The 23,421-nt window shown below is 69.6% G+C and carries 17 protein-coding genes; 8 read left to right on the top strand and 9 right to left on the bottom strand.

Going from position 1 to position 23,421, the window contains the following annotated elements:
* Window positions 1–48: 48 nt before the first annotated feature.
* The 4 genes from ACIQTP_RS08470 to metH form a co-directional block, all read right to left on the bottom strand.
* On the bottom strand, window positions 49–1,632 hold the full coding sequence (locus tag ACIQTP_RS08470; RefSeq protein WP_403397600.1) for an ABC transporter substrate-binding protein: 1,584 nt from the start codon (window positions 1,630–1,632) through the stop codon (window positions 49–51).
* 106 nt (window positions 1,633–1,738) lie between these two features.
* Window positions 1,739–3,346, bottom strand: a complete 1,608-nt coding sequence (locus ACIQTP_RS08465) for an ABC transporter substrate-binding protein (RefSeq protein ID WP_403397598.1) — start codon at window positions 3,344–3,346, stop codon at window positions 1,739–1,741.
* Between the two features lie 445 nt (window positions 3,347–3,791).
* A complete protein-coding gene (locus ACIQTP_RS08460) occupies window positions 3,792–4,493 on the bottom strand; it encodes an HAD family hydrolase (RefSeq protein WP_403397596.1) in 702 nt (233 codons plus the stop codon).
* Window positions 4,494–4,630: 137 nt separating this feature from the next.
* Window positions 4,631–8,158: a methionine synthase gene (metH, locus tag ACIQTP_RS08455; RefSeq protein WP_403397594.1), complete on the bottom strand. Its 3,528-nt coding sequence runs from the start codon at window positions 8,156–8,158 to the stop codon at window positions 4,631–4,633.
* A gap of 269 nt (window positions 8,159–8,427) precedes the next feature.
* Between metH and ACIQTP_RS08450 the strand changes: the two genes are divergently transcribed.
* From ACIQTP_RS08450 to ACIQTP_RS08435, 4 genes are all read left to right on the top strand, one after another.
* Window positions 8,428–9,192: an IclR family transcriptional regulator gene (locus tag ACIQTP_RS08450; protein WP_067365314.1), complete on the top strand. Its 765-nt coding sequence runs from the start codon at window positions 8,428–8,430 to the stop codon at window positions 9,190–9,192.
* 338 nt (window positions 9,193–9,530) lie between these two features.
* The gene (locus ACIQTP_RS08445; protein ID WP_402043810.1) at window positions 9,531–10,325 is read left to right on the top strand and encodes an MIP/aquaporin family protein; all 795 of its coding nucleotides are present in this window, start codon (window positions 9,531–9,533) and stop codon (window positions 10,323–10,325) included.
* Window positions 10,326–10,457: 132 nt separating this feature from the next.
* A complete protein-coding gene (gene glpK, locus ACIQTP_RS08440) occupies window positions 10,458–11,996 on the top strand; it encodes a glycerol kinase GlpK (RefSeq protein WP_402043813.1) in 1,539 nt (512 codons plus the stop codon).
* Window positions 11,997–12,015: 19 nt separating this feature from the next.
* Entirely contained in the window at window positions 12,016–13,632 is a 1,617-nt protein-coding gene (locus tag ACIQTP_RS08435; RefSeq protein ID WP_402043816.1) for an FAD-dependent oxidoreductase, read from the top strand.
* A gap of 382 nt (window positions 13,633–14,014) precedes the next feature.
* Here the strand turns inward: ACIQTP_RS08435 and mtnK are convergent, their stop codons facing one another.
* The 4 genes from mtnK to ACIQTP_RS08415 are packed head-to-tail and all read right to left on the bottom strand — an operon-like array spanning window position 14,015 to window position 18,879.
* A complete protein-coding gene (mtnK, locus tag ACIQTP_RS08430) occupies window positions 14,015–15,175 on the bottom strand; it encodes an S-methyl-5-thioribose kinase (protein ID WP_403397590.1) in 1,161 nt (386 codons plus the stop codon).
* A gap of 15 nt (window positions 15,176–15,190) precedes the next feature.
* Complete coding sequence (locus ACIQTP_RS08425) at window positions 15,191–16,228, bottom strand: ABC transporter permease (RefSeq protein WP_403397588.1); 1,038 nt, start codon at window positions 16,226–16,228, stop codon at window positions 15,191–15,193.
* Window positions 16,229–16,253: 25 nt separating this feature from the next.
* A complete protein-coding gene (locus ACIQTP_RS08420; RefSeq protein WP_403397586.1) occupies window positions 16,254–17,786 on the bottom strand; it encodes a sugar ABC transporter ATP-binding protein in 1,533 nt (510 codons plus the stop codon).
* Complete coding sequence (locus tag ACIQTP_RS08415) at window positions 17,773–18,879, bottom strand: substrate-binding domain-containing protein (protein WP_403397584.1); 1,107 nt, start codon at window positions 18,877–18,879, stop codon at window positions 17,773–17,775. The genes ACIQTP_RS08420 and ACIQTP_RS08415 overlap by 14 nt, the downstream gene beginning before the upstream one ends.
* A 553-nt stretch (window positions 18,880–19,432) precedes the next feature.
* On the opposite strand from ACIQTP_RS08415, the gene ACIQTP_RS08410 reads away from it, so the two are divergent.
* Genes ACIQTP_RS08410 through mtnB form a run of 3 tightly spaced genes read left to right on the top strand, consistent with a single transcriptional unit; the run spans window position 19,433 to window position 21,353 of the window.
* On the top strand, window positions 19,433–20,032 hold the full coding sequence (locus ACIQTP_RS08410; RefSeq protein WP_217566416.1) for an acireductone dioxygenase: 600 nt from the start codon (window positions 19,433–19,435) through the stop codon (window positions 20,030–20,032).
* Entirely contained in the window at window positions 20,029–20,748 is a 720-nt protein-coding gene (gene mtnC / locus ACIQTP_RS08405; RefSeq protein WP_403397582.1) for an acireductone synthase, read from the top strand. Before ACIQTP_RS08410 ends, mtnC begins: the two co-directional genes overlap by 4 nt.
* Window positions 20,745–21,353, top strand: a complete 609-nt coding sequence (gene mtnB / locus ACIQTP_RS08400) for a methylthioribulose 1-phosphate dehydratase (protein WP_403397580.1) — start codon at window positions 20,745–20,747, stop codon at window positions 21,351–21,353. The genes mtnC and mtnB overlap by 4 nt, the downstream gene beginning before the upstream one ends.
* Before the next feature lie 86 nt (window positions 21,354–21,439).
* On the opposite strand, the gene mtnA is transcribed toward mtnB, so the two are convergent.
* Window positions 21,440–22,471 (bottom strand): S-methyl-5-thioribose-1-phosphate isomerase, encoded by a 1,032-nt coding sequence (mtnA, locus tag ACIQTP_RS08395; protein WP_403397578.1) that lies wholly within the window; start codon window positions 22,469–22,471, stop codon window positions 21,440–21,442.
* A 150-nt stretch (window positions 22,472–22,621) separates the two neighbouring features.
* Here mtnA and ACIQTP_RS08390 point away from each other — a divergent pair, with 150 nt between their 5' ends.
* Window positions 22,622–23,293, top strand: coding sequence for a FadR/GntR family transcriptional regulator (locus tag ACIQTP_RS08390; protein ID WP_403397576.1), 672 nt, complete (start codon window positions 22,622–22,624; stop codon window positions 23,291–23,293).
* Window positions 23,294–23,421 lie beyond the last annotated feature (128 nt).

Raw genomic sequence — 23,421 nt, 5'->3', positions numbered from 1 at the left:
CCTTCCACGAAGAGGGCGCCCTCGGCGTTGGTACCGGCGGTGGTGGAGTCAGTCCTTGCTGATCTCCCAGAAGCGGAACACCGTCGAGGCGTCGAGGCAGTACTCGAGGCCGTAGACGTTGTCCCGCACGATCGCGTACTGCTTGGCCTGCCAGATCGGGATGACCGGGAGGTCCTCGGCCACGATGTCCTGGATCTTGCCGTACTGGGTGTCGGTCGCGGAGCGGTCGCTCTGGGCGGCCGTCTTCGGGATGAGCCGCCCGGTGATCGTGCTGTTCGTGTAGTGGTTGCTCAGCACGTTGCCCTTGCCGAAGAAGGGGGCTGTGAAGTTGTCGGGGTCGGGGTAGTCGGGCACCCAGCCCTTCACGTACACGCCGTACTTGCCCTTGGCGATGTCCTTCTCGTACTGGTCGTACGCGACGGACTTCACGGTCGCCTCGAACAGTCCGCTGGCGTTGAGCTGCTGGGCGATCGCCCTGAACTCCTGGTCGGTGGCGGGGCCGTAGCGCGAGGGGGTCGACCAGAGCGTGAGCTTGACCTTGCCGGTGATGCCCTCGGCCCGCAGCGCGGCGGCGGCCTTCGTCTTCGAGGGGCGGGCGCCGTAGCGGTCGAAGAACGCCGTGTTGTGGCCGGTGACGCCGGCCGGGACGATCGAGTACAGCGGCGTCGCGGTGTCCTCGTAGACCTTGTTGACCAGTGCCTCACGGTCGAGCAGATAGGCGATGGCCTGGCGGACACCGAGCTTGCCGGCGACCGGGTCGTCCATGTTGAAGACCATGTGCTGGACCTCGGCGCTGGTGCCCTCGACGACGTTGACGCCCCTGCCGGTGGAGGTGTCGTTGCTGATGTCCGCGATGTCGTCGGCGGCGAGACCTCGGTAGGCGATGTCGACCTGGTGGTTCAGCAGCGCCTTCTTCAGGGCGGTCTGGTCGCCGTGGAAGAACTTCAGCGTGATGCCGGAGTTCTTCACCTTGGCGGTGCCCTTGTAGCTGTCGTTGACCGAGAAGACGGCCTGGTCCTTGCCGAAGGAGTCCAGCTTGTACGGGCCCGAGCCGACCGCCTGGTTGTCCCTGCGCAGCCCGTTGTCCGCGTACTGCCGGTGGTCCACGATCGAGCCGGCGCCGGAGGCGATCTTGCTGGGGAAGGTGGCGTCGGCGTACTTCAGCCTGAAGACGACGGTCTTCGCGTCCGGGGTCTGGACCGTGTCGAGCATCGGGAACATGACGGCCGGACCGGAGGCGTCGTCGATCTTCAGAATGCGGTCGAAGGAGAACTTGACGTCCTCGGAGGTAAGGGCGTCACCGTTGCTGAACTTCAGGCCGTCCTGGAGCGTGCACTTGTAGACCTTGGTCGTGGCATCCGAGAACGCGCACTCCTTGGCCGCCTCGGGAACCGGCTCCGTACCGCCGTTGGGGAAGCTCAGCAACGACTGGAAGACGTTGTCGAACAACAGCCAGGATCCCGGGTCGTAGCCGGAGGCCGGGTCGGTGGCCAGGACGTCGTCGGACATCCCCATCACCACGGAGGAGCCGGTGCTGCCGGTGTCGCTCGTCTGCGAGCCGCATCCGGCGAGCAGACCGGCGGCCAGCCCCGTCGCGACGGACAGGACTGGCCACTGGTTTCGCATGTTCACGAGGAGGTGCCTTGTCATTGTTTCTCTGGAACGCCACGTGGAGCGGGCGCCGGGTCGTGCGGCCGGGCGCCGGGTCCACGACACCCGGCGCCCTGAGAAGGAACGGTCAGCCGCCCACGCCGCGGCCGAGCTCCCACAGCTGGAGCGTGGAGGACGAGTTGAGCGCCCACTCGGTACCCGTGATGTCGTCCCGCGCGGCGATGTACTGCTTGCCCTGCCACAGCGGCAGGAGCGGTACGTCGTCGGCCACCTTGTCCTGGATCTCGGTGAGGCTCTTCGACGCGGTGAGACGGTCGGCCTCGCGGCGGGACTCCGGGATCAGCGTGCCGCGGATCGTCGAGTTCACGTACGGGGAGCCGAGGGTGTTGTCCTTGTCGAGGAACGGCGCCAGGTAGTTGTCGGCGTCCGGGAAGTCGGGGAACCAGCCCATGCCGTAGACCTGGTACTCGTTCTTCTTCTCGGCCGGGCGGAACTTCGTCCAGGGCTCGCCCTTGACCTCGACGCTGAACAGGCCGCTGGCGTTGAGCTGCTTCTTCAGCACCTCGAACTCCTGCGCGGTGGCGCTGCCGTAGTGGTCGGTCGTGTAGTGCAGGGTGAGCTTCACCGGGGTGGTGATGCTGGCCTTGGTCAGCGTCGAGGCGGCCTTGGAGACACTCGGGTCGCCGTACCTGTTGAAGAACGAGTTGGAGTGACCCGTGATGGTGGCCGGGACCATCGAGAACAGCGGCTCGGCCTGGGAGCCGTACACCTTGGAGACGAGCTCGCCGCGGTTGATCACCTCGGCCATGGCCTGGCGGACGGCCTTGCTCTTCACCGTCGGGTCGTTGGTGTTGAAGCCGAGGTAGCGGATCTCGAGGCCGGGCATCTCGACCAGGTTGATCTTGCCGGTCGCACCGGCGGCGCCGAGCTTGTTGATCTGGTCCGGCGTCATCGCGCGGGTCATGAGGTCGATGTCGCCCTTGTTGAGCGCGGCGCCCATGGCGTCGGCGCTCTCGAAGGAGCGCATCTCGACCTTGTCGTTCTTCGGCTTCAACAGACCCTTGTAGTTCGGGTTCTTGGTGAAGGTGATCTTGACGGCCTCGTCGTTCTTGACGTCGGCCTGAAGGGTGTACGGGCCGGAGCCGTCGACGGAGAAGCCGTCGCGCAGCTTGCCCTTCTCGTAGTCCTTCGGGTTCACGATGCCGGCGACCGGGGTCGACAGCTTGAACGGGAAGGTGGCGTCCGCGGTCTTCAGGTGGAAGATCACCTGGCGGTCGCCCTGCGTCTCCACGGTGTCGACGGTGGACAGCAGCGCGAACACACCGCTGTCGGCCTTGAGCGACAGCGCGCGGTCGATCGAGAACTTCACGTCCTTGGCGGTGATCGGGTCACCGTTGGCGAACTTCAGTCCGTCGCGCAGCGTGCAGGCATAGCGCTCGTTGCCGGAGTCGGTGAAACCGCAGCTCTCGGCAGCCTCGGGCTGGGGGTCGCCGTCACCGCGGGGCTGGACCATCAGCGTCTGCACGGTCTGGCGCAGGATGTTCCAGGTGCCGACGTCGTACGCGAACGCCGGGTCGAGAGGAGCCGGGGCAACCTTCGATGCGGTGAACCGGTCCGTGGTGCCCACGACGATCGCGTCGCCGCCGCTTCCCCCGCTGTTGGAACCGCCACACGCGGCGAGCACCGGGGCGAGCAAGCCGACAACGGCCGGCAGCACCAAAGTCTTGCGGTTCATGCTCGAGTTTCTCCAGAGCTGTCGTGTCCGTGTACCCGCCATGCAGGGGTGGTGCGGGCGAGTCACCGGGGTTATGGCGAGGTTCTCGCGACGACATTAGTCCGCACCACCAGGACGGCCCGCAGAGACCGGAGTTGAGGTCCCATCACGCTGCGAAACCGGGCGTGGACGCACCGATAACCCGACAGCGGAAGGATTAGTGCAGCGTTCCACCAATCGGGACACAAGGGCGCGTCGACCACTCCCGAAAGGGGGGTCGCGGCACACGGCAGGCCGAATGTCGACCCCCTATCAAGTGACGAACCTCACACTGTCAACTCGGCGGGAGAGTACCGGAATTCGGCCATCCGGCCCCGGATTGAATTTCCCGTGGCAGGTCCGGGGCCCCTACCTGCGGATACGCAGGGGATATCGGCACAATCGGTTATGCACGCTGGGTGAACGCCTAGCGCATTTCCGTCATCAGGCCACGGAGAAAAGGCAGGTCGACCTCTTCGAGGGAGGTCACGACCGTGCGCCGGACGGCGGGGGCGATCGGTGCGACGGAGGGGACGGCCACCACGTGGCAGCCCGCGGCCTCCGCGGCGGCGACGCCCGTGGCGGTGTCCTCGATGACGGCGCACCGGCCCGGTTCGGCGCCGAGTCCGGAGGCCGCCAGCAGATACGGGTCGGGGAAGGGCTTGGTCCGCGACACCTCGTCGCCCGCGACGGTCAGCGCGAAGTACTGGGGGCCCAGGGAGGCCAGCACACGGTCGATGATGCGCCGGTGCGAGGCGGAGACCAGGGCGGTGGGGATCTCGTGCGCGGCGAGCTCGGCGAGGAGTCTGGCCGCCCCCGGCATCAGCGGCAGCGCCCGGTCGATACGGGCCTCGAAACCGTCGTTGAGCAGCACCGTGAGCTCGGCGAGCGTGATGTCGGCCCCGGTGGCCTCGATCAGGAAGCCCGCGCTGCGGGTCATGGGGCCGCCGACCACCACATGGCGCCAGGAGTCGTCGAGGCTGTGGCCGAGCGTCCGGAAGATCTCGACCTCGACGTCCCACCAGAACCCCTCGGTGTCCACCAGGGTGCCGTCCATGTCCAGGAGCACGGCCTGCAGCGCTGAGCCTTCGGCCGTACGGGTACCGAGCGCGGGAACCGTAGTGGTCATCCTGGCGCACCTCCTTGAGGGACGAGAAGGCCGGTTCCCTCAGGGGGAACCGGCCTGCTGTGGACCGTCCAGTGTACGACGGCGTCAGGTGAAGCGCCTGTCGGTTGTGGCGGCCCTCTGACGCGCCTCGCGCCGAGTCACCTCGCGTTGAAGTACTTCGCCTCCGGATGGTGGATCACGATCGCGTCCGTGGACTGCTCGGGGTGCAGCTGGAACTCCTCCGAGAGGTGCACGCCGATGCGCTCGGGCTCCAGGAGTCCGGCGATCTTGGCGCGGTCCTCCAGGTCGGGGCAGGCGCCGTAGCCGAGGGAGAAGCGGGCACCGCGGTACTTGAGGTCGAACATGTCCTCGATGGCCGAGGGGTCCTCACCGGCGAAGCCGAGCTCGGAGCGGACGCGGGCGTGCCAGTACTCGGCGAGGGCCTCGGCCAGCTGCACGGACAGGCCGTGCAGTTCGAGGTAGTCGCGGTAGGAGTTCGCCTCGAAGAGCTTGGCCGTCTCCTCGCCGATGCGGGAGCCGACCGTGACGACCTGGAGGCCGACGACGTCCCGCTCACCGGACTCCTCGGGCCGGAAGAAGTCGGCCAGGCACAGCCGCCGTCCGCGGCGCTGGCGCGGGAAGGTGAAGCGGGTGCGCTCGTTGCCCTGCTCGTCCAGGATGATCAGGTCGTCGTCCTTGGACACACAGGGGAAGTAGCCGTAGACGACGGCCGCTTCGAGCAGGTTGTCGGTCTGGAGCTTGTCCAGCAGTCCGCGCAGCCGGGGCCGGCCCTCGGTCTCGACGAGTTCCTCGTACGTCGGTCCGTCGCCCGCACGGGCCTGCTTCAGGCCCCACTGGCCCTTGAACAGCGCGCCCTCGTCCAGCCAGGAGGCGTACTCCTTGAGCTGGATGCCCTTGATGACACGGGTGCCCCAGAAGGGCGGGGTGGGCACCGGGTTGTCGACGGCGACGTCCGAACGGACGTGGCCCTCCTCCGGGCGCTCCTCGACGACCGTCGGGGCGGTGGCCCGCACCCGGCGCTGCTTGAGCTCCGGCAGTACCGCCCCCGGCACGCCCCGCTTGACCCCGATGAGCGCGTCCATCAGGCGCAGGCCCTCGAACGCGTCCCGGGCGTAGCGGACTTCGCCCTCGTAGATCTCGTACAGGTCCTGCTCGACGTACGCCCTCGTCAGGGCGGCGCCGCCGAGGATGACCGGGTACTCGGCGGACAGACCGCGCTGGTTGAGCTCCTCCAGGTTCTCCTTCATGATCACCGTGGACTTGACCAGCAGGCCCGACATGCCGATGACGTCGGCCCGGTGTTCCTCAGCGGCGTCCAGGATCGCGGAGACCGGCTGCTTGATGCCGAGGTTGACGACGTTGTAGCCGTTGTTGGACAGGATGATGTCGACAAGGTTCTTGCCGATGTCGTGCACGTCGCCGCGCACGGTCGCCAGCACGATGGTGCCCTTGCCCTCGGCGTCCGACTTCTCCATGTGCGGTTCGAGATAGGCGACCGCGGACTTCATGACCTCGGCGGACTGGAGCACGAACGGCAGCTGCATCTGGCCGGAGCCGAACAGCTCGCCGACCACCTTCATGCCGTCGAGCAGCGTCTCGTTGACGATGTCGAGGGCGGGGCGGGTCTTGAGGGCCTCGGCGAGGTCGGCCTCGAGGCCGTTCTTCTCGCCGTCGATGATGCGCCGCTTGAGCCGCTCGTCCAGGGGCAGCGCGGCCAGTTCCTCGGCCTTGCCCGCCTTCAGCGACTTGGTGGTGGCGCCCTCGAACAGCGCCATCAGCTTCTGGAGGGGGTCGTAGCCCTCGGCGCGGCGGTCGTGGATCAGGTCCAGGGCTGTCTGGACCTCTTCCTCGGTGAAGCGGGCGATCGGCAGGATCTTGGACGCGTGCACGATTGCCGAGTCCAGGCCCGCCTTGACGCACTCGTCGAGGAAGACCGAGTTCAGCAGGATGCGCGCGGCCGGGTTGAGACCGAAGGAGATGTTCGACAGGCCCAGCGTGGTCTGGACTTCGGGGCGGCGGCGCTTGAGCTCGCGGATCGCCTCGATGGTGGCGATGCCGTCCTTGCGGGACTCCTCCTGGCCGGTGCAGATGGTGAAGGTCAGGGCGTCGATGAGGATGTCCGACTCGTGGATGCCCCAGTTCGTCGTCAGGTCCTCGATGAGCCGTTCGGCGATGGCGACCTTGGTCTCGACGGTACGGGCCTGGCCCTCTTCGTCGATGGTCAGCGCGATCAGCGCCGCGCCGTGCTCCTGCGCCAGCCGGGTGACCTTCGCGAAGCGGGACTCGGGGCCGTCGCCGTCCTCGTAGTTGACGGAGTTGATGACGGCCCGGCCGCCGAGCTTCTCCAGGCCCGCGCGCAGGACCTCGACCTCGGTGGAGTCCAGGACGATGGGCAGCGTGGAGGCGGTGGCGAAGCGTCCGGCGAGCTCCTGCATGTCCGCGACGCCGTCCCGGCCGACGTAGTCGACGCACAGGTCGAGCATGTGGGCGCCCTCGCGGATCTGGTCGCGGGCCATCTCCACACAGTCGTCCCAGCGGGCCTCCAGCATCGCCTCGCGGAACTTCTTCGAACCGTTGGCGTTGGTGCGCTCGCCGATCGCCATGTACGCGGTGTCCTGGCGGAACGGGACGGTCTGGTAGAGGGAGGCGGCGCCGGGTTCGGGGCGCGGGTCACGGGCGGCCGGGGACAGATCGCGGACCCGCTCGACGACCTGGCGCAGGTGCTCCGGGGTCGTACCGCAGCAGCCGCCGATCAAGGAGAGGCCGTATTCGCGTACGAACGTCTCCTGGGCGCCGGCCAGCTCAGGTGCTGTCAGCGGGTAATGCGCGCCGTCCCTGCCGAGCACCGGAAGACCGGCGTTCGGCATGCAGGACAACGGGACGCGGGAGTGGCGGGCCAGATAGCGCAGGTGCTCGCTCATCTCGGCGGGGCCGGTGGCGCAGTTGAGGCCGATCATGTCGATGCCGAGCGGTTCCAGCGCGGTCAGCGCCGCGCCGATCTCGGAGCCGAGCAGCATGGTGCCCGTGGTCTCGACCGTCACCGAGACGACGAGCGGCAGGACCAGGCCGGTGGCGTCCATCGCGCGGCGGGCGCCGAGGACCGCGGCCTTCGTCTGAAGCAGGTCCTGGGTGGTCTCCACGATCAGCGCGTCGGCACCACCGGCGATCATGCCCTCGGCGTTCTGCTGGTAGGCGTCGCGGAGGGTGGTGTACGGGGCGTGGCCCAGAGTCGGCAGCTTGGTGCCGGGACCCATGGAGCCGAGCACCCAGCGCTGCTGTCCGGTGGCCGCCGTGAACTCGTCCGCCACCTCGCGGGCGATGCGCGCGCCGGCCTCGGACAGCTCGTGCACGCGCTCGGGAATGTCGTACTCACCGAGCGCCGAGTGGTTGGCGCCGAAGGTGTTCGTCTCCACGCAGTCCACGCCCACCTCGAAGTAGGCCTCGTGGACGGAACGGACGATGTCGGGGCGCGTGAGGTTCAGAATCTCGTTGCAGCCCTCGAGGTTCTCGAAGTCCTCGAGCGTCGGATCCTGCGCCTGGAGCATCGTGCCCATCGCGCCGTCGGCCACCACGACACGCTCGGCGAGCGCCTCGCGGAGCGCGGCGATGCGGGTCCGGTTCTCGGCAAGCTCGGACGAAAGGGACGGGTTCGGCAACGAAGCCATGAAGGTGCTCCCTGAAGTGCGACGGCTGTCGGCTTTGCGCTTCCCATGGAAGGCGCACGCCGTCAGGGTAGCCCGAGCACCGTCACAGGGTCAGGGGCGTCCACGGGGCGGACGGGCGTGGCGTGTGCGTCCGGGGTGTTAAGACAGACCGAACATGTTGCGACGACCCATTAGCGGGAGCTCGGCAACGAACGGTAGTGTTCGACATTGCCGAACGGCGGTAGCGGTGGCGCACGCTGTCGGTCGAAGGGGACGGAGGCAGCACGGCGATGGCACGGAACATCCAGTCGCTCGAACGGGCGGCGGCGATGCTGCGGCTCCTCGCGGGCGGCGAGCGGCAGCTCGGCCTGTCCGACATCGCCTCGTCGCTGGGCCTGGCCAAGGGCACGGCCCACGGCATACTGCGCACCCTCCAGCAGGAGGGCTTCGTCGAACAGGACAGCGTCTCGGGGCGCTACCAGCTGGGCGCCGAGCTGCTGCGGCTCGGCACCACCTATCTCGACGTGCACGAGCTGCGCGCGCGGGCGCTGGTGTGGACCGACGACCTGGCCCGCTCCAGCGGTGAGAGCGTCTACCTGGGTGTGCTGCACCAGCATGGCGTGCTGATCGTGCACCACGTGTTCCGGCCCGACGACAGCCGTCAGGTGCTGGAGGTCGGGGCCATGCAGCCGCTGCACTCCACGGCCCTGGGCAAGGTCCTGTCGGCCTACGACCCGGTGGCGCACAGCGAGGTCCTGGAGGCCGAGCGGAAGACGTTCACGGCCCGCACGACGGTTGAACCGGAGCAGTTCGAGGGGGTCCTCGACCTGACCCGGGCGCGCGGGTACGCCGACGACGTCGAGGAGACCTGGACGGGCGTCGCCTCGGTCGCGGCACCCATCCACAACCGGCGGCGCATGCCGGTGGGCGCGGTGGGCATCACGGGAGCCGTGGAGCGGATCTGCCGGGACGGCGAGCTGCGCCCCGAGCTGATCGCGGCGGTGCGGGACTGCGCCCGCGCGGTCTCCCGGGACCTGGGAGCCGGGCGGTTCTGACCTCCCGAAGGACGATCTGACCCCCGTTTGACACCAGGCCGGTACGTGTCCGACGTACCGGCCCCTTTCGCGTGCGCGCGCGAGCCGCCCGAGCCCTTCAAGATCGATAACTCGCGGCGATCAATAACGATCGTGTTTTCGATAACGGAACTCTTGACGAGCTGGTAACCCCAGGGCAAGACTCCCGTCCATCGGTCGGCATTGTCGAACACCTACCGGCAATACGAGTTAGAGTGTGACAACGCCATGGGCCGGCATCGCCCTCACCCCCGAGGGCGCGAACCACCGGAGGGACCCGGGGTTCGCCTTCCCCTGGACGAAGGACAAAGGAGTCGCGGGTGTCCAGCTCCGACATCTTCATCGGCGAGACCATAGGTACCGCCATACTCATCCTGCTCGGCGGCGGCGTCTGTGCCGCCGTCACGCTGAAGGCCTCCAAGGCCAGAAACGCCGGCTGGCTCGCCATCGCCTTCGGGTGGGGCTTCGCGGTCCTCACGGCGGTCTACACCTCGGCGCCGCTGTCCGGCGCACACCTGAACCCGGCCGTGACGCTGGCGCTGACCATCAAGGACGGCGGCTGGAACAACCTGCCGGTGTACTGGGGCGGCCAGCTGCTCGGCGCGATGATCGGCGCCACGCTGGTCTGGGTCGTGTACTACGGACAGTTCCACGCGCACCTGACGGACCCCGACATCATCGGGGCTTCGGACGCGCAGGCCGCCGGCTCCAAGGCCGTCGAGGCGGAGGAGAAGGGCGCGGGCCCCGTCCTCGGTATCTTCTCCACCGGCCCCGAGATCCGCAACGCGGTGCAGAACCTCGCCACCGAGATCATCGCCACCGTCGTGCTGGTGCTCGCGGTCCTCACGCAAGGTCTCAACGACAAGGGCAACGGCCTCGGCCCCCTGGGCGCCCTGATCACCGCACTCGTGGTCGTCGCCATCGGTCTCTCCCTCGGTGGCCCCACCGGCTACGCGATCAACCCGGCCCGTGACCTCGGCCCGCGCATCGTGCACGCGCTGCTCCCCCTGCCGAACAAGGGCGGCTCCGACTGGAGCTACGCCTGGGTTCCGGTCGTCGGTCCGCTGATCGGCGGCGCGATCGCCGCAGGCCTTTACAACGTCGCCTTTGCTTAAAGACCCGAGGCCTTCGGGCCTCGGGCCCTCCTTGAACCGCAAGGTTTTCCGAGCCGTAAGCAATACGCCGTCAGGCTGTGAGCAATACGCCGTGAGCCAGCCCCTTTCATACGGAACCTTCAGGAGCACACCGTGACCGACGCACACACCGCCGGCCCCTTCATCGCCGCGATCGACCAGGGCACCACGTCCAGCCGCTGCATCGTCTTCGACCGCGACGGACGCATCGTCTCCGTCGACCAGAAGGAGCACGAGCAGATCTTCCCCAAGCCGGGCTGGGTCGAGCACAACGCCGCCGAGATCTGGACCAACGTCCAGGAAGTCGTGGCCGGGGCCATCGAGAAGGCCGGCATCACCCGCGACGACATCAAGGCCATCGGCATCACCAACCAGCGCGAGACCACCGTGCTGTGGGACAAGAACACCGGTGAGCCCGTCCACAACGCCATCGTCTGGCAGGACACCCGCACCGACGCGCTCTGCAAGGAGCTCGGCCGCAACGTGGGCCAGGACCGTTTCCGCCGCGAGACCGGCCTGCCGCTCGCGTCCTACTTCGCCGGCCCCAAGGCCCGCTGGCTGCTCGACAACGTCGAGGGCCTGCGCGAGCGCGCCGAGGCGGGCGACATCCTCTTCGGCACCATGGACACCTGGGTCATCTGGAACCTGACGGGCGGTGTCAACGGCGGCAAGCACTACACCGACGTCACCAACGCCTCCCGCACCATGCTGATGAACCTGCACACCCTGGCATGGGACGACAAGATCGCCGAGTCCATCGGCGTCCCGCTGAACATGCTTCCCGAGATCCGCTCCTCCGCCGAGGTCTACGGCGAGGTCACCGGCGGCAAGCTGGGCGACCTGCTCGGCGGCATCCCGGTCGCCTCCGCGCTCGGCGACCAGCAGGCGGCCCTGTTCGGCCAGACCTGCTTCTCCGAGGGCGAGGCCAAGTCCACGTACGGCACCGGCACGTTCATGCTGATGAACACCGGCAGCAAGATCATCAACTCGTACTCGGGCCTGCTCACCACGGTCGGCTACCGCATCGGCGACCAGGCTCCGGTCTACGCCCTCGAGGGCTCGATCGCCGTCACCGGTTCGCTGGTGCAGTGGATGCGCGACCAGATGGGCCTGATCAAGTCCGCCGCCGAGATCGAGACCCTCGCGTCCTCGGTCGAGGACAACGGCGGCGCCTACTTCGTGCCGGCCTTCTCCGGTCTGTTCGCCCCGTACTGGCGTCCCGACGCCCGCGGTGTGATCGCCGGTCTGACCCGGTACGTCACCAAGGCGCACATCGCGCGCGCCGTCCTGGAGGCCACGGCCTGGCAGACCCGTGACGTCAGCGACGCCATGACGAAGGACTCCGGCGTCGAGCTCACGGCCCTCAAGGTCGACGGCGGCATGACCTCCAACAACCTGCTGATGCAGACCCTGGCCGACGTCCTGGACGCCCCCGTGGTGCGCCCGATGGTCGCCGAGACCACCTGCCTCGGCGCCGCCTACGCCGCCGGTCTCGCCGTCGGCTTCTGGACCAACACCGAGGACCTGCGCGCCAACTGGCGCCGGGCCGCGGAATGGACCCCCAACATGGACGCGGAGACCCGCGACCGTGAGTACAAGAGCTGGCTCAAGGCCGTCGAGCGGACCATGGGCTGGCTCGAGGACGAGAACTGACGAGGAGTAAGAACCCGCAATGACCAGTCAGTCCACCCTGCAGACCGTGCCTGCCCTCGGTACGCACCCGGCCTCCGGCTCCAACCCGAGCCGCGCCGAGACCCGGGAGCAGCTCTCCAAGGCGACGTACGACCTTCTCGTGATCGGCGGCGGCATCCTGGGCATCTCCACCGCCTGGCACGCCGCGCAGTCCGGTCTGCGGGTGGCTCTGGTCGACGCCGGCGACTTCGCCGGCGCCACCTCCTCCGCCTCCTCCAAGCTGCTCCACGGCGGTCTGCGCTACCTGCAGACCGGCGCGGTGAAGCTGGTGGCGGAGAACCACTTCGAGCGCCGTGCGGTCTCCCGCCAGGTGGCCCCCCACCTCGCGAACCCGCTCACGTTCTACCTCCCCGTGTACAAGGGCGGGCCGCACGGCGCGGCGAAGCTCGGGGCGGGCGTCTTCGCCTACTCCGCGCTGTCGGCGTTCGGTGACGGCGTCGGCCACCTGCTCTCGCCGGCCAAGGCACAGCAGGACGTGCCGGAGCTGCGCACCGAGAACCTCAAGGCCGTGGCCGTGTACGGCGACGACCAGATGAACGACGCGCGCATGGCGCTGATGACGGTCCGCGCGGCCGTCGAGGCGGGCGCGGTCGTCCTCAACCACGCGGAGGTGACCGGCCTGCGCTTCACCAAGGGCCGGGTCACGGGCGCGGACCTCAAGGACGGCACGAACGGCGCCGAGTTCGGCGTCAACGCGCACCTCGTCCTCAACGCCACCGGTCCCTGGGTCGACCACCTGCGCAGGATGGAGGACCCGAACGCGGCGCCGTCCATCCGCCTGTCCAAGGGCGCGCACCTGGTCCTCAAGCGCACCTCCCCCTGGAAGGCCGCGCTCGCCACCCCGATCGACAAATACCGCATCACCTTCGCCCTCCCCTGGGAGGACATGCTGCTGCTCGGCACGACCGACGAGGAGTACGAGGGCGACCCGGCGGACGTCGCGGTCAACGAGAAGGACACGGCCCAGATCCTGGACGAGGCCGCGTTCTCCATACGTGACCAGCAGCTCTCCCGTGATCTGATCACGTACTCCTTCGCCGGTCTGCGGGTGCTGCCCGGCGGCCCCGGCGACACCTCGAAGGCCAAGCGCGAGACGGTCGTCACGGAGGGCCGTGGCGGGATGCTGTCCGTCGCGGGCGGCAAGTGGACCACCTTCCGGCACATCGGCCGTACGGTCATGAAGAAGCTGGAGTCGCTGCCGGGCCACCCGCTGGGCGAGGACTTCGAGCCGATCTCCGAGCTGCCGAAGAAGCTGCCGCTGCCGGGTGTCGCCAACCCGCGCGCGGTCGCCCACCGGCTGCTCGTCGACGGCCCGGCGCCCGGCCCCCGTATGGGCGCCGACACCGCCAAGCACCTGGCGACGCACTACGGTTCGCTGGCCTTCGACATCGCGCGCCTGGCCAACGAGAACCCGGAGCTCGGCGAGCGCGTCCACCCGGACGCCCCGGAGATCTGGGCGCAGGTCGTGTGGGCCCGCGACCACGAGTGGGCCGAGACGACCGACGACGTACTGCGCCGCCGTACGACGCTGACGATCCGCGGGCTCGCCACGGACGAGGTCCGCGGCAAGGTGCAGGACCTGCTCGACAAGAAGTGACCAGACCCTGATCGGATGATCCGATCGGCTTGAGGGGCGGCTCCCACGGGGGGAGCCGCCCCTCTGCGTGTGCCGCCATGGACCGATCGGATCAGACGGACGTGACGGGCCGCTGGTGGCGGAGTGCGCGGACGCGGCGGCGTGCGGTGCACCGACACGACGGCGGCGATCACGGAGACGGGCACGCCGCGGTGTTCTCATCGCATCCGCCAGGGGGCGCCGGTTCACACGCCTCGGCGCTGCGGGGGCCGACTCGACGGCATCGTGGAGGCGTTCTTCCCGGTGATCTTCCCCCTGTCGAGCCGGGACCCGGCGCGGACCGGCCTGTGCGGCCGGCTCGCCGTGACCGGGCGCGCGCCCTGGCGGCTCGCCGGACCGCCCGTCAGCGCAGGAGTGCCTCGACGTCCTCGGGTGACGTCAACTCCGCCCTGCGGATGATCAGTTCGCGCCCGAGGAGGAGCGCGCGCCGGGAGGCGGGCACCGGGTCCGGCAGGGTGGTGAGGTCGGTGAGGTGGGCGAAGCCGATGACGCGGCGGACGATCTCCGCGCCGGCGAAGCCCAGGGACTCGGTCCAGACGCGGTCCAGGAAGCGGTCGAGGAAGGCGTCGTCGAAGAAGGTGTCGACACGGGTCGGCCACAGGCGACGGAACTCCGCCCTGAACGCGTCCCAGGAGAGACGGAGTTGGTCGGCGTGGTCGCCCTCGACGCCGAGCGCGTCCGCGCGGGCCGCGGAGACCAGCGTGTTCGCCCAGTACAGGCCGAGGTCGAAGCCGATCGGCCCGACGAAGGAGAACTCGGGGTCGAAGACCCGTACCACCGGGGCGCCCTCGCGCGTGCCGACCATGATGCTGCCGGTGTGCAGGTCGCCGTGGAGCAGGGCCTGCGCGCCGGTCATGAAGAGGTGGCGCAGTTCGGCGACCTCGGTGCGCAGTCGCGGGTCGCAGCGGAAGGCGGCGGCGAGGTCGTCGAGGCCGGGGTGCCAGTGGTTGTGCTCGTGCTCGAGGTACGGCTCGCTGAGCACGACGTCCTCGGTGATCTTGCACAGCTCGGGGCTGACGGACGCCGCGATCAGCGCCTTGCGTTCGGCGGAGGGCATACCGAAGTCGCTGGTGGCGAAGGAGAGCTGGGCGACGAACTCGCCGATGCGGCGGGAGGTGTCCGGGCCGTAGGTACCGCCCTCGTTGAGGATCGTGCGCAGCACCTCCAGGTCTGACATGTCCTCCATGACGAGGGCGTAGTTGTCGGAGTCGTAGCCGTGGATCGCCGGGATCTTGTCCGGGGCGACCTTGGCGACCTGCTCGTACGCACGGGCCTCGGCGTCGGCGCGCTCGGGGCTCATCGGCCAGGAGGGGCCCGCGACCCGCACCCAGGGCAGGGCCTGCTTGACGGCGAGGCCCCGGGTGCCGTCGGTGGCGGTGACGAGGAAGACGCGGTTCATGTTGCCGTCGGACACCTCGCGGACCTCCGGCTCACCGGTGCCCCAGTGGCCGCGCTCGCGCAGGTAGCCGGCGACGTCCTCGGTCTCCAGGATGCGGTAGCCCATCGACTCGTAACTCCCTTATGCGGTGCGGCGCTTGGACAGGGTGAAGCTGAAGACCAGGGCGAGGATGAGGACCGCGCCCTCGACGACGTCCTGTGTGTAGTACGGCAGTCCCTCGATGGTCAGACCCGTGGTGATGATCCCGATCAGGACGGCGCCGAGGGCCGTGCCCCAGACGTTGGGGCGGCCCCGGCCGAGGACGGAGGTGCCGACGAGAGCGACGGCGACGGCTTCGAGCAGCTGGGAGGTACCGGCGGAGACATCGCCCTGGCCGATGCGGGAGGCCAGGATCAGGCCGCCGACGGAGGCGAGGACGCCGGAGAGGACGTAGGCGAGCGCCCGGTACGCGCCGACGCGGATGCCGGCCAGCCGCGAGGCCTCGGGGTTGGCGCCGATCGCGTACAGCACACGCCCCCAGCGGGTGCGGGCCAGAAACACCCAGGCGACGACGGTCAGCGCGCCGAAGATCAGCACCGAGACGGGTACGCCGAGGAAGGTGCCGCGGTCGATGCGCAGGAAGCCCTCGGTGAACCTGCCGGGCGCGGTGGTGCCGTCGGACTGGGTCATGCCGGGGGTGATGGACTGGCCGTCGACCAGGATGAGTTTGGTGCCCTGGATCACGAACATGGTGCCGAGCGTGGCCAGCATGTCGGGGATCTTGAGGACGACGATCAGCAGGGCGTTCAGCAACCCGGCCAGTGCGCCCGCCGCGACGACCGCGAGGATCGCGACCGTGCCGACCTGGTTGTAGGTGACCATCGTCTTCGCGGCGACCGTGACGCCGAGGCCGGCGACGGCGCCGACGGACATGTCCATTCCGCCGACGGCCATGGTGAGCGTGACGCCGAGGCCGAGGATGGCGGCGACGGAGACGTACCGGAGGGTGTCGAGGAGCGTCGCCGAGTCGCGGAAGGACGGCTCACTGATCGCGAAGTACGCGAAGAGCGTGACGGTGACGAAGATGAAGCCGTACTTGATGACGGCGTTCTGGATCCGGTGGCCGACGGCGGGTGCGGACGGGGCCGCCCGCACGGCGGTGCTCTGGGTGGTGGTCATGGCGTACTTCCTGGTGTGCCGGGCATCAGACGGACGCCGAGATGGTCTGGATCACGCGGTCGCGCTCCGCGTCTTCCCCGTACGCGTCGAGGCGGATCTCGCCCGCGGCCAGGACGACGACCCGGTCGGCGATCTCCAGGATCTCGTCGACGTCGGCGGACAGGACGAGGACGGCGGCCCCTTCGGCGGCCAGGGCGCGGGCGCGGCGGCCGATGTCGCGGCGGGCACCGATGTCCACTCCTCGGAACGGCTCGTCCAGGATGAGGACACGGGGGTTCTCGGCGAGCCAGCGGCCGACGACGACCTTCTGCTGGTTGCCGCCGGACAGCTCCTCGACGGTGCTGTGTTCGTCCCGGGCGACGACACCGAGCTGCTCGATGACGGCGCGGCCGAGCGCGTCCTCCTTGGAGCGGCTCACGAGTCCCCCCGTGGAGAGCGACCTGAGGAACGGCAGGGAGATGTTCTGGGCCACCGACCAGCCGGGGACCAGCGCGTCCGCGTGCCGGTCCTCCGGGACCAGGTGGATGCCGCCGCGGATGGCGTCGGCCGGGCGGCGCGGCGCGTAGGGCTTCCCGTCCAGCTCGACGGCTCCCCCGGTGAAGGGTTCGGCGCCGAAGAGGCCGCGGGCCAGTTCGGTCTTGCCCGCGCCCAGCAGCCCGACGACGCCGGTGACTTCGCCGGTGCGCAGGTCGAGGTCCTGGGGCGGGTGGCCGGCCAGGAACGGAACGCCGCGCAGGGAGAGGACGACCTCGCCGTGTTCGCCTGTGCGCTGCGGCCGGGCGGTGGTCGTCTCCTGGGCCTGGGCGAGCATGGCGCGCAGGGCGCCGTCCCAGTCGAAGGGCTTGACCTGGTCCTCGGTGAGACGGCCGTCCCGCAGGACGACCAGGCGGTCGGCGAGCGCGTCGATCTCGCCGAGGCGGTGGGAGACGTAGAGCACCGCGATGCCCTCCGACCGCATCCGCTCGACGAGCGCGAACAGGCGCTCCGCCTCGGCGGCGGAGAGCGCGGAGGTCGGCTCGTCGAGGACGAGGAGGCGGGGCCGGGTCGCCAGGGCCCGGGCCAGGATCAGCAACTGGCGGTCGGAGATGCCGAGTTCGGTGACGTCCCGCCTCAGCACGGCGTCGCTCCAGCCGAGATCGAGGGCCGACTGGATCTCCCGGGCGCGGGCCAGCAGCCGGCGTCCGTTCAGGAACGGGTTGCCGCGCGTCTGGGCCAGCTCCTCGAAGACCAGGTTCTCGGCGACCGAGAGGCCCGGGACGATGCCCTCGCCGATGCGCTGGTGCACCGTCTGGATGCCCAACTGGCGGGCGGCGAGCGGGGAGTGGAGCGCGGCGGGCACGCCGTTCACGCTCACCTGGCCGCCGTGCTCCGTGTGCACGCCGGACAGGATCTTGATGAGCGTGGACTTGCCCGCGCCGTTCGCGCCGAGCAGCGCGACGACGCTGCCCGGCGCGATGTCGAGGGAGACGGAGGCGAGCACCGTCTTGCCCCCGAAGGCCATGCTGACGTCGCGGAGGGCGACCGCCGCGCTCTCCACCGGTGCGTCAGTGGGCGACATTGGGAATCCAGTCCGCGGTGCTGACCTTGGAGAGGTTCAGCGCGGGCAGCGCCGTGCGCAGCTGGTCCATGTTCTCGATCTTGTTCTGCTTCAGGAAGTCCTGGGTGATGGCGACGGCCGGGAACTCGACCGAGGTGGTGTTCAGCTGACCGGCCAGTTCCAGGGCGGCCGTACGGACGACCGCTGCGCCGACCGCGGACGGGTCGGTGCCCGCCGTGGCGACCCACGGGCTGTCCTTGGCGGTCATGTTCTGGATGTCGGCGTTGGAGACGTCCGCGCCGAAGACCTTCACCTTGCCCTGGAGCTTCTTGTTCTGGACGGCGAGGACGGTGCCCTTGGCGAGCTCGTCGTAGGGGGCGAAGACGCCGGTCACGTCGGAGTTCTGGGTGAGCGCGGCGGACACCAGGGGAACGTTGTCGGTGGCGGTGGAGTCGGTGACCTTGCCGACCTTGAACCCCTGCTTCCAGCCATTGGCGTCGGCGGTCTTCTTCCAGACGCTGTCGCGCTTGTCGAGGGCGGCGTACCCGGCGACGTTGACGTAACCGACCTTGGCGTTCTTGCCGAGGTCCTTCGTCATGACGTCGAGCACGGCCTGCGCCATGCTCGCGTCGTCCTGCTCGGTGCTGACGACGCTCTTGTTGGTGGTCTCTACGTCGTAGACGACGACCTTGATGCCCTTCTTCACCGCCCGGTCGATCTCGGGCTGGATCGTGGCCGGAAAGCCGTGGTCGACGATGATGGCCTGCGCGCCGGAGTTGATGGCCGAGGACAGGTCGGTGGCCTGCTTGGCGTTGTCGGCCTGGGCGTCGTACACGGTCAGGTCGATGCCGAGTGCCTTGGCCTGCGCCTTGGCGCCGTTGCCCCACTGTTCGAAGTAGTCGCCGGCGCCGCTCTGCCGGACGAGAGCCACCTTCACGTTGCCCTTGCTGAACGGCGCGGGCTTCTTGCCGGTCGCGGCTGAGGCCGAGGCGGGCTGGCCGCCGGTGCTCTGCGAGGCGTTGGAGGACTGGGAGCAGCCCGCGAGGAAGAGCGCGGAGACGGAAGCGAGCGACAGCGCGGCGAGGGGGACGCGGGTGCGGGCGGTACGGGACATGAGGGCTCCAGGGCTGGGCAAGCAGAAATGAGCGGGGCGAAGAGGGAGTGCCGGTCCGGAGCGCCGGGGAGGAAACGTGCCGGGGCGGCATACGTCTCGTACACGGGCGGGCGCCTCGGGTTCACGGGGAACGCACCGAGGGCGGGGCGTGGTTGAGCGCTCCGGGGGGAGGTCAGCGACAGCGGGCTGTGGTCGACCGGAGCAAGTCCACGTACAGCCGCCGCACGAGCAGCAGCGTCTTCATAGGCAGATCATGTGAACGTTTCCAGCCAGCCGTCAAAGTATTGGACGGCGTTTCTCAGTATGTGAAACAACCACTTCGTCACACTCGGCCGATCACGGGGCGGGAGTTACCATCGCCGGACGACGTTGGACAGTGAGGCTTCCGATGACGACACCACGCGCGGCAGCGACGCACCGCTGTACCGGCGCGGCGTGTCGCGGCTGACCACCGGCTTTCCCGCCTCCTGCACGCCGCCCTCCTCATCGCTGGGCCGGGCACCGATGCCAGTCTCGGTATCCGGACACCCATCCACCCCTTGGAGTTTCTCTCATGACCCTGCTGACGACCTGGCCCGAGTCCGGACCCGAGACGCTGGTACGCCGCACCTCCGACCCGGCCGAGATCGCCGCCGCGCTCGCGCCGATCGGTGTGCGCTACGAGCAGTGGCCGGTCCGCGAGGACGTGCCCGCGGACGCGGACAGCGACACGGTGTTCGCCGCGTACGGTGCCGAGATCGAGAAGCTGAACGCGGAGGAGGGCTTCACGACGGTCGACGTCCTCGGGCTGCATCCGAGCGACGACCCCGAGTACCCCGCCAAGGCGAAGGCCGCGCGCGCGAAGTTCCTCCAGGAGCACACGCACGACGACGATGACGAGGTGCGCTTCTTCGTCTCGGGGTCCGGGATCTTCTACCTCCACGTCGGCGGCGAGGTGCACGCCGTGCTGTGCGAGAAGGGCGACCTGCTGGGCGTGCCGCGCGGTACGACGCACTGGTTCGACATGGGTACGTCGCCGTCGTTCACCGCGATCCGGTTCTTCCACGAGGAGGACGGCTGGGTCGGGAACTTCACCGGTGACCGGATCGCGGACCGCTTCCCGGACTTCGACACGATCGACGCGGGGTACCAGCGGGACCGGGCCACGGCGTGACGCTCAGGTTCGACGTGGACGCCGTGGTGCTCGACATCGAAGGCACCACGAGCGCCACGGGGTTCGTCGTGGACGTGCTGTACCCGTACTCCCGCTCTCGATTCGGAGCACTGCTCTCGGAACGGAGCGGTGATCCGGCGGTGGCGCGGGCGACGGCGCAGGTGCGGGAGCTGATCGCGGAGCCCGACGCGGACGCCGCCCGCGTGGAGAAGGCCCTGAACGGCTGGCTCGACCAGGATCGCAAGGCCACCCCGCTCAAGACCCTTCAGGGCATCATCTGGTCCGAGGGCTTCGCGCGCGGCGACCTCGTCTCGCACTTCTACGAGGACGTCGTCCCGGCGCTGCGCGCGTGGCACGCGGCGGGCGTACGGCTGCACGTGTACTCGTCGGGGTCCGTGGCGGCGCAGCGGGCGTGGTTCCGGTCCAGTCCCGAGGGCGATCTGCTGCCGCTCGTCGAGGGGTTGTACGACACGGAGAACGCGGGGCCCAAGCAGGAGCCGACGTCGTACGCGACGATCGCGGCGGCGCTGGGCAGCGCGCCCGACCGGCTGCTCTTCCTCTCCGACCGGCCCGGCGAGCTGGACGCGGCGCGGGCGGCCGGGTGGCGGACCGTGGGGGTACGCCGCCCCGGGGAGCCGTACTACGAGCAGGGCGTCGGCGATCACCCGCAGGCGGGGACGTTCGACGAGATCACCATCGCGAGGAGCACCACATGACCGCCGAGACGCCGGCCCTCGACCTCAAGGAGGCGGGCGCGGTCCTGGCCGCCGAGTCGGCCCGCTTCGCCTCCTTCGGCTGGATGCGCGGCACGTCCGGCAACCTGTCCGTCGTCCTGAGCCGGGACCCGCTGCGGCTCGCCGTCACCGCGAGCGGGCACGACAAGGGTGAACTCACGCCCGACGACGTGGTGCTGGTGGACGGTTCGGGTGCGGCGGTCGCGGGCGGGAAGCCGTCGGCGGAGGCCGAGCTGCACGCGCGGGTGGCGGCGCTCACGGGCGCGGGGGCTGTCGTCCACGTCCACACGGTCGCGTCCGTGGCCATGGGGCGCCGGGAGCCCGGGGGCATCGTCTTCCGGGACCTGGAGATGCTCAAGGGCGTCGGCCAGCCCGCCCACGACGTCGAGGTCACCCTCCCCGTCATCGCCAACAGCCAGGACATGAAGATCCTGGGTGACCGTCTGGAAGCGGCTCGCGACCCCCGCATGCCGGCGGTCGTCGTGGCCGGCCACGGCCTGTACGTCTGGGGAACGGACCCGCGCCAGGCCCGCCATCACACCGAAGTGGTGGAGTGGCTGCTGGAGTTGGAACTGACGGGCCGCTGAGTCACCGCGGTGGGTGGACTCACCCGGGATGAAGGCACCGTGCGAGTCCACCCTCCGGGCGGACGACGGGAAGGTGACGACAGGGCCTAGCGCAGGTGGTCGGCCGGGAGTTCGCCCGCCGATATCTCCAGCACCCCGCGTTCCGTCACCAGGCCCGTCACCAGGCGCCCCGGGGTGACGTCGAAGGCCGGGTTGTGGCCTCGGGACCCGGTGGGGGCCGTGCGTATGCCCGACCACCGCAGTATCTCGTCCTCGCCGCGGAGTTCGATGTGGATGTCGGAGCCCCGGGCCGTGGTCAGGTCGACCGTCGTGGTGGGGGCGGCCACCAGGAACGGGATTCCGGCGTCCGCGCAGGCGAGGGCGACCCCGACCGTGCCCACCTTGTTGGCCGTGTCGCCGTTGGCGGCGATGCGGTCGGCGCCGACGATCGCCGCGTCGACCTCGCCCCGCAGAATCGTTCCCGCGGCGGCACCGTCGGCCTGCACGTAGTGCGGGATGCCCTCCTGGACGAGTTCCCAGGCCGTGAGGCGGGAGCCCTGGAGGAGGGGACGCGTCTCGTCGGCGTACACGACCTCGACCAGGCCGCGCGCGTGCAGTTCACGGATGACGCCGAGCGCCGTGCCCCAGCCGGCGGTGGCGAGCGCACCGGTGTTGCAGTGCGTGAGCACCCGCAGCGGCCGGTCCACCCCGACCTTCTTGAGCAGCCAGTCCGCGCCGTACGCCCCCATCGCCCGGTTCGCCTCGACGTCCTCGCGCTGGACGGCCGCGGCCTCCGCGAGCACCGCGTCCAGTCCCTCGTCGAAGCGGGCCATCACCCGGTCGACGCACACCATGAGGTTCACCGCGGTCGGGCGCGCCGCACGGACGCGGGCCACGGCCGCCCGTGTCTCCTCGGCCGACCAGCCCTGGCGCTCGCCCTGCGACAGCGCGAGCGCCACCCCGTACGCCCCCGCCGCCCCGATCGCCGGCGCGCCGCGCACGACGAGCCGCTGGATGGCGTCCACCAGCGCGTCCACGTCACGGATCTCGCGGATCTCGGTGCGGTGCGGCAGCACCGTCTGGTCGATGAGCGCGAGGCTGTCTCCGGTCCAGTCGACGGCGCGCAGTTCCTGGGGCATGGCGGGCACTCCTGATGTTCCGAACGTCCGCGACACCGTACATGAGCCTGAGAAACGCCGACGTTTCTGTCCGTTCGGCCTGGTGACCCCACATAATGGCCCAAGACATCGGATGACTCAGCGACATCCGCAGTGACAGGGAGGTCGGCCATGGCAGTCACCGATGAGGCGATCGAGAAGATCAAGGGCATGATCGTCTCCGGCGCACTGCGCCCCGGCGACCGGCTTCCCAAGGAGAGCGAGCTCGCCGCCGACCTCGGCCTGTCCCGGAACTCCCTGCGGGAGGCGGTGCGCGCGCTCTCGCTGATCCGCATCCTGGACGTACGGCAGGGCGACGGCACGTACGTCACCAGCCTGGACCCCCAGCTCCTCCTGGAGGCGCTGAGCTTCGTCGTCGACTTCCACCGGGACGACACGGTGCTCGAGTTCCTCGCCGTGCGCCGGATCCTGGAGCCCGCCGCGACGGCGATGGCCGCCTCGAGGATCAGCGAACAGCAACTGCGCGCCCTGACCTCCCAGCTGGACGCGCTGGGAGCCGCCCCCTCGGTGGAGGAACTCGTCGCCTGCGACCTGGAGTTCCACCGGGGCATCGTGCAGAGTTCCGGGAACTCGGTCCTGTGCTCGCTGCTGGACGGCCTCTCGGGGCCCACCACCCGGGCCCGGATCTGGCGCGGCCTCACCCAGGAGGACGCGGTCAGCCGCACCCTGCACGAGCACCGGGCGATCCTGTCCGCTCTGCGGGACCGCGACGCGGAGGCGGCCCGCTCGTGGGCGACGGTGCACATCGCGAGCGTGGAGCAGTGGCTGCGCAGCACCCTGTAGAAACAGCTCGGATGACTCGGGGGGTCGTTCATGGCGGCGATCACGAGTGTTTCCGGCCCTTCGGTGGGGCAGTGATCCGTTCACTCCCCCGTGCAAGGGGGCTGCGGAGGCCCCCTGGGCACGCCGTA

It is taken from the genome of Streptomyces sp. NPDC090798, from assembly GCF_044768965.1.
Lineage (GTDB): Bacteria > Actinomycetota > Actinomycetes > Streptomycetales > Streptomycetaceae > Streptomyces.
Note: the sequence above shows the minus strand (reverse complement) of the source record. Positions and strands in the feature narration are given on the sequence as shown.

Excerpts from the sequence above, each read along its gene's own strand:
- ACIQTP_RS08465 (WP_403397598.1), bottom strand. The coding sequence starts at position 3,346 with ATGAACCGCAAGACTTTGGTGCTGCCGGCCGTTGTCGGCTTGCTCGCC.
- ACIQTP_RS08460 (WP_403397596.1), bottom strand. The coding sequence starts at position 4,493 with ATGACCACTACGGTTCCCGCGCTCGGTACCCGTACGGCCGAAGGCTCA.
- metH (WP_403397594.1), bottom strand. The coding sequence starts at position 8,158 with ATGGCTTCGTTGCCGAACCCGTCCCTTTCGTCCGAGCTTGCCGAGAAC.
- ACIQTP_RS08450 (WP_067365314.1), top strand. The coding sequence starts at position 8,428 with ATGGCACGGAACATCCAGTCGCTCGAACGGGCGGCGGCGATGCTGCGG.
- ACIQTP_RS08435 (WP_402043816.1), top strand. The coding sequence starts at position 12,016 with ATGACCAGTCAGTCCACCCTGCAGACCGTGCCTGCCCTCGGTACGCAC.
- mtnK (WP_403397590.1), bottom strand. The coding sequence starts at position 15,175 with ATGGGCTACCGCATCCTGGAGACCGAGGACGTCGCCGGCTACCTGCGC.
- ACIQTP_RS08425 (WP_403397588.1), bottom strand. The coding sequence starts at position 16,228 with ATGACCACCACCCAGAGCACCGCCGTGCGGGCGGCCCCGTCCGCACCC.
- ACIQTP_RS08420 (WP_403397586.1), bottom strand. The coding sequence starts at position 17,786 with ATGTCGCCCACTGACGCACCGGTGGAGAGCGCGGCGGTCGCCCTCCGC.
- ACIQTP_RS08415 (WP_403397584.1), bottom strand. The coding sequence starts at position 18,879 with ATGTCCCGTACCGCCCGCACCCGCGTCCCCCTCGCCGCGCTGTCGCTC.
- ACIQTP_RS08410 (WP_217566416.1), top strand. The coding sequence starts at position 19,433 with ATGACCCTGCTGACGACCTGGCCCGAGTCCGGACCCGAGACGCTGGTA.
- mtnB (WP_403397580.1), top strand. The coding sequence starts at position 20,745 with ATGACCGCCGAGACGCCGGCCCTCGACCTCAAGGAGGCGGGCGCGGTC.
- mtnA (WP_403397578.1), bottom strand. The coding sequence starts at position 22,471 with ATGCCCCAGGAACTGCGCGCCGTCGACTGGACCGGAGACAGCCTCGCG.
- ACIQTP_RS08390 (WP_403397576.1), top strand. The coding sequence starts at position 22,622 with ATGGCAGTCACCGATGAGGCGATCGAGAAGATCAAGGGCATGATCGTC.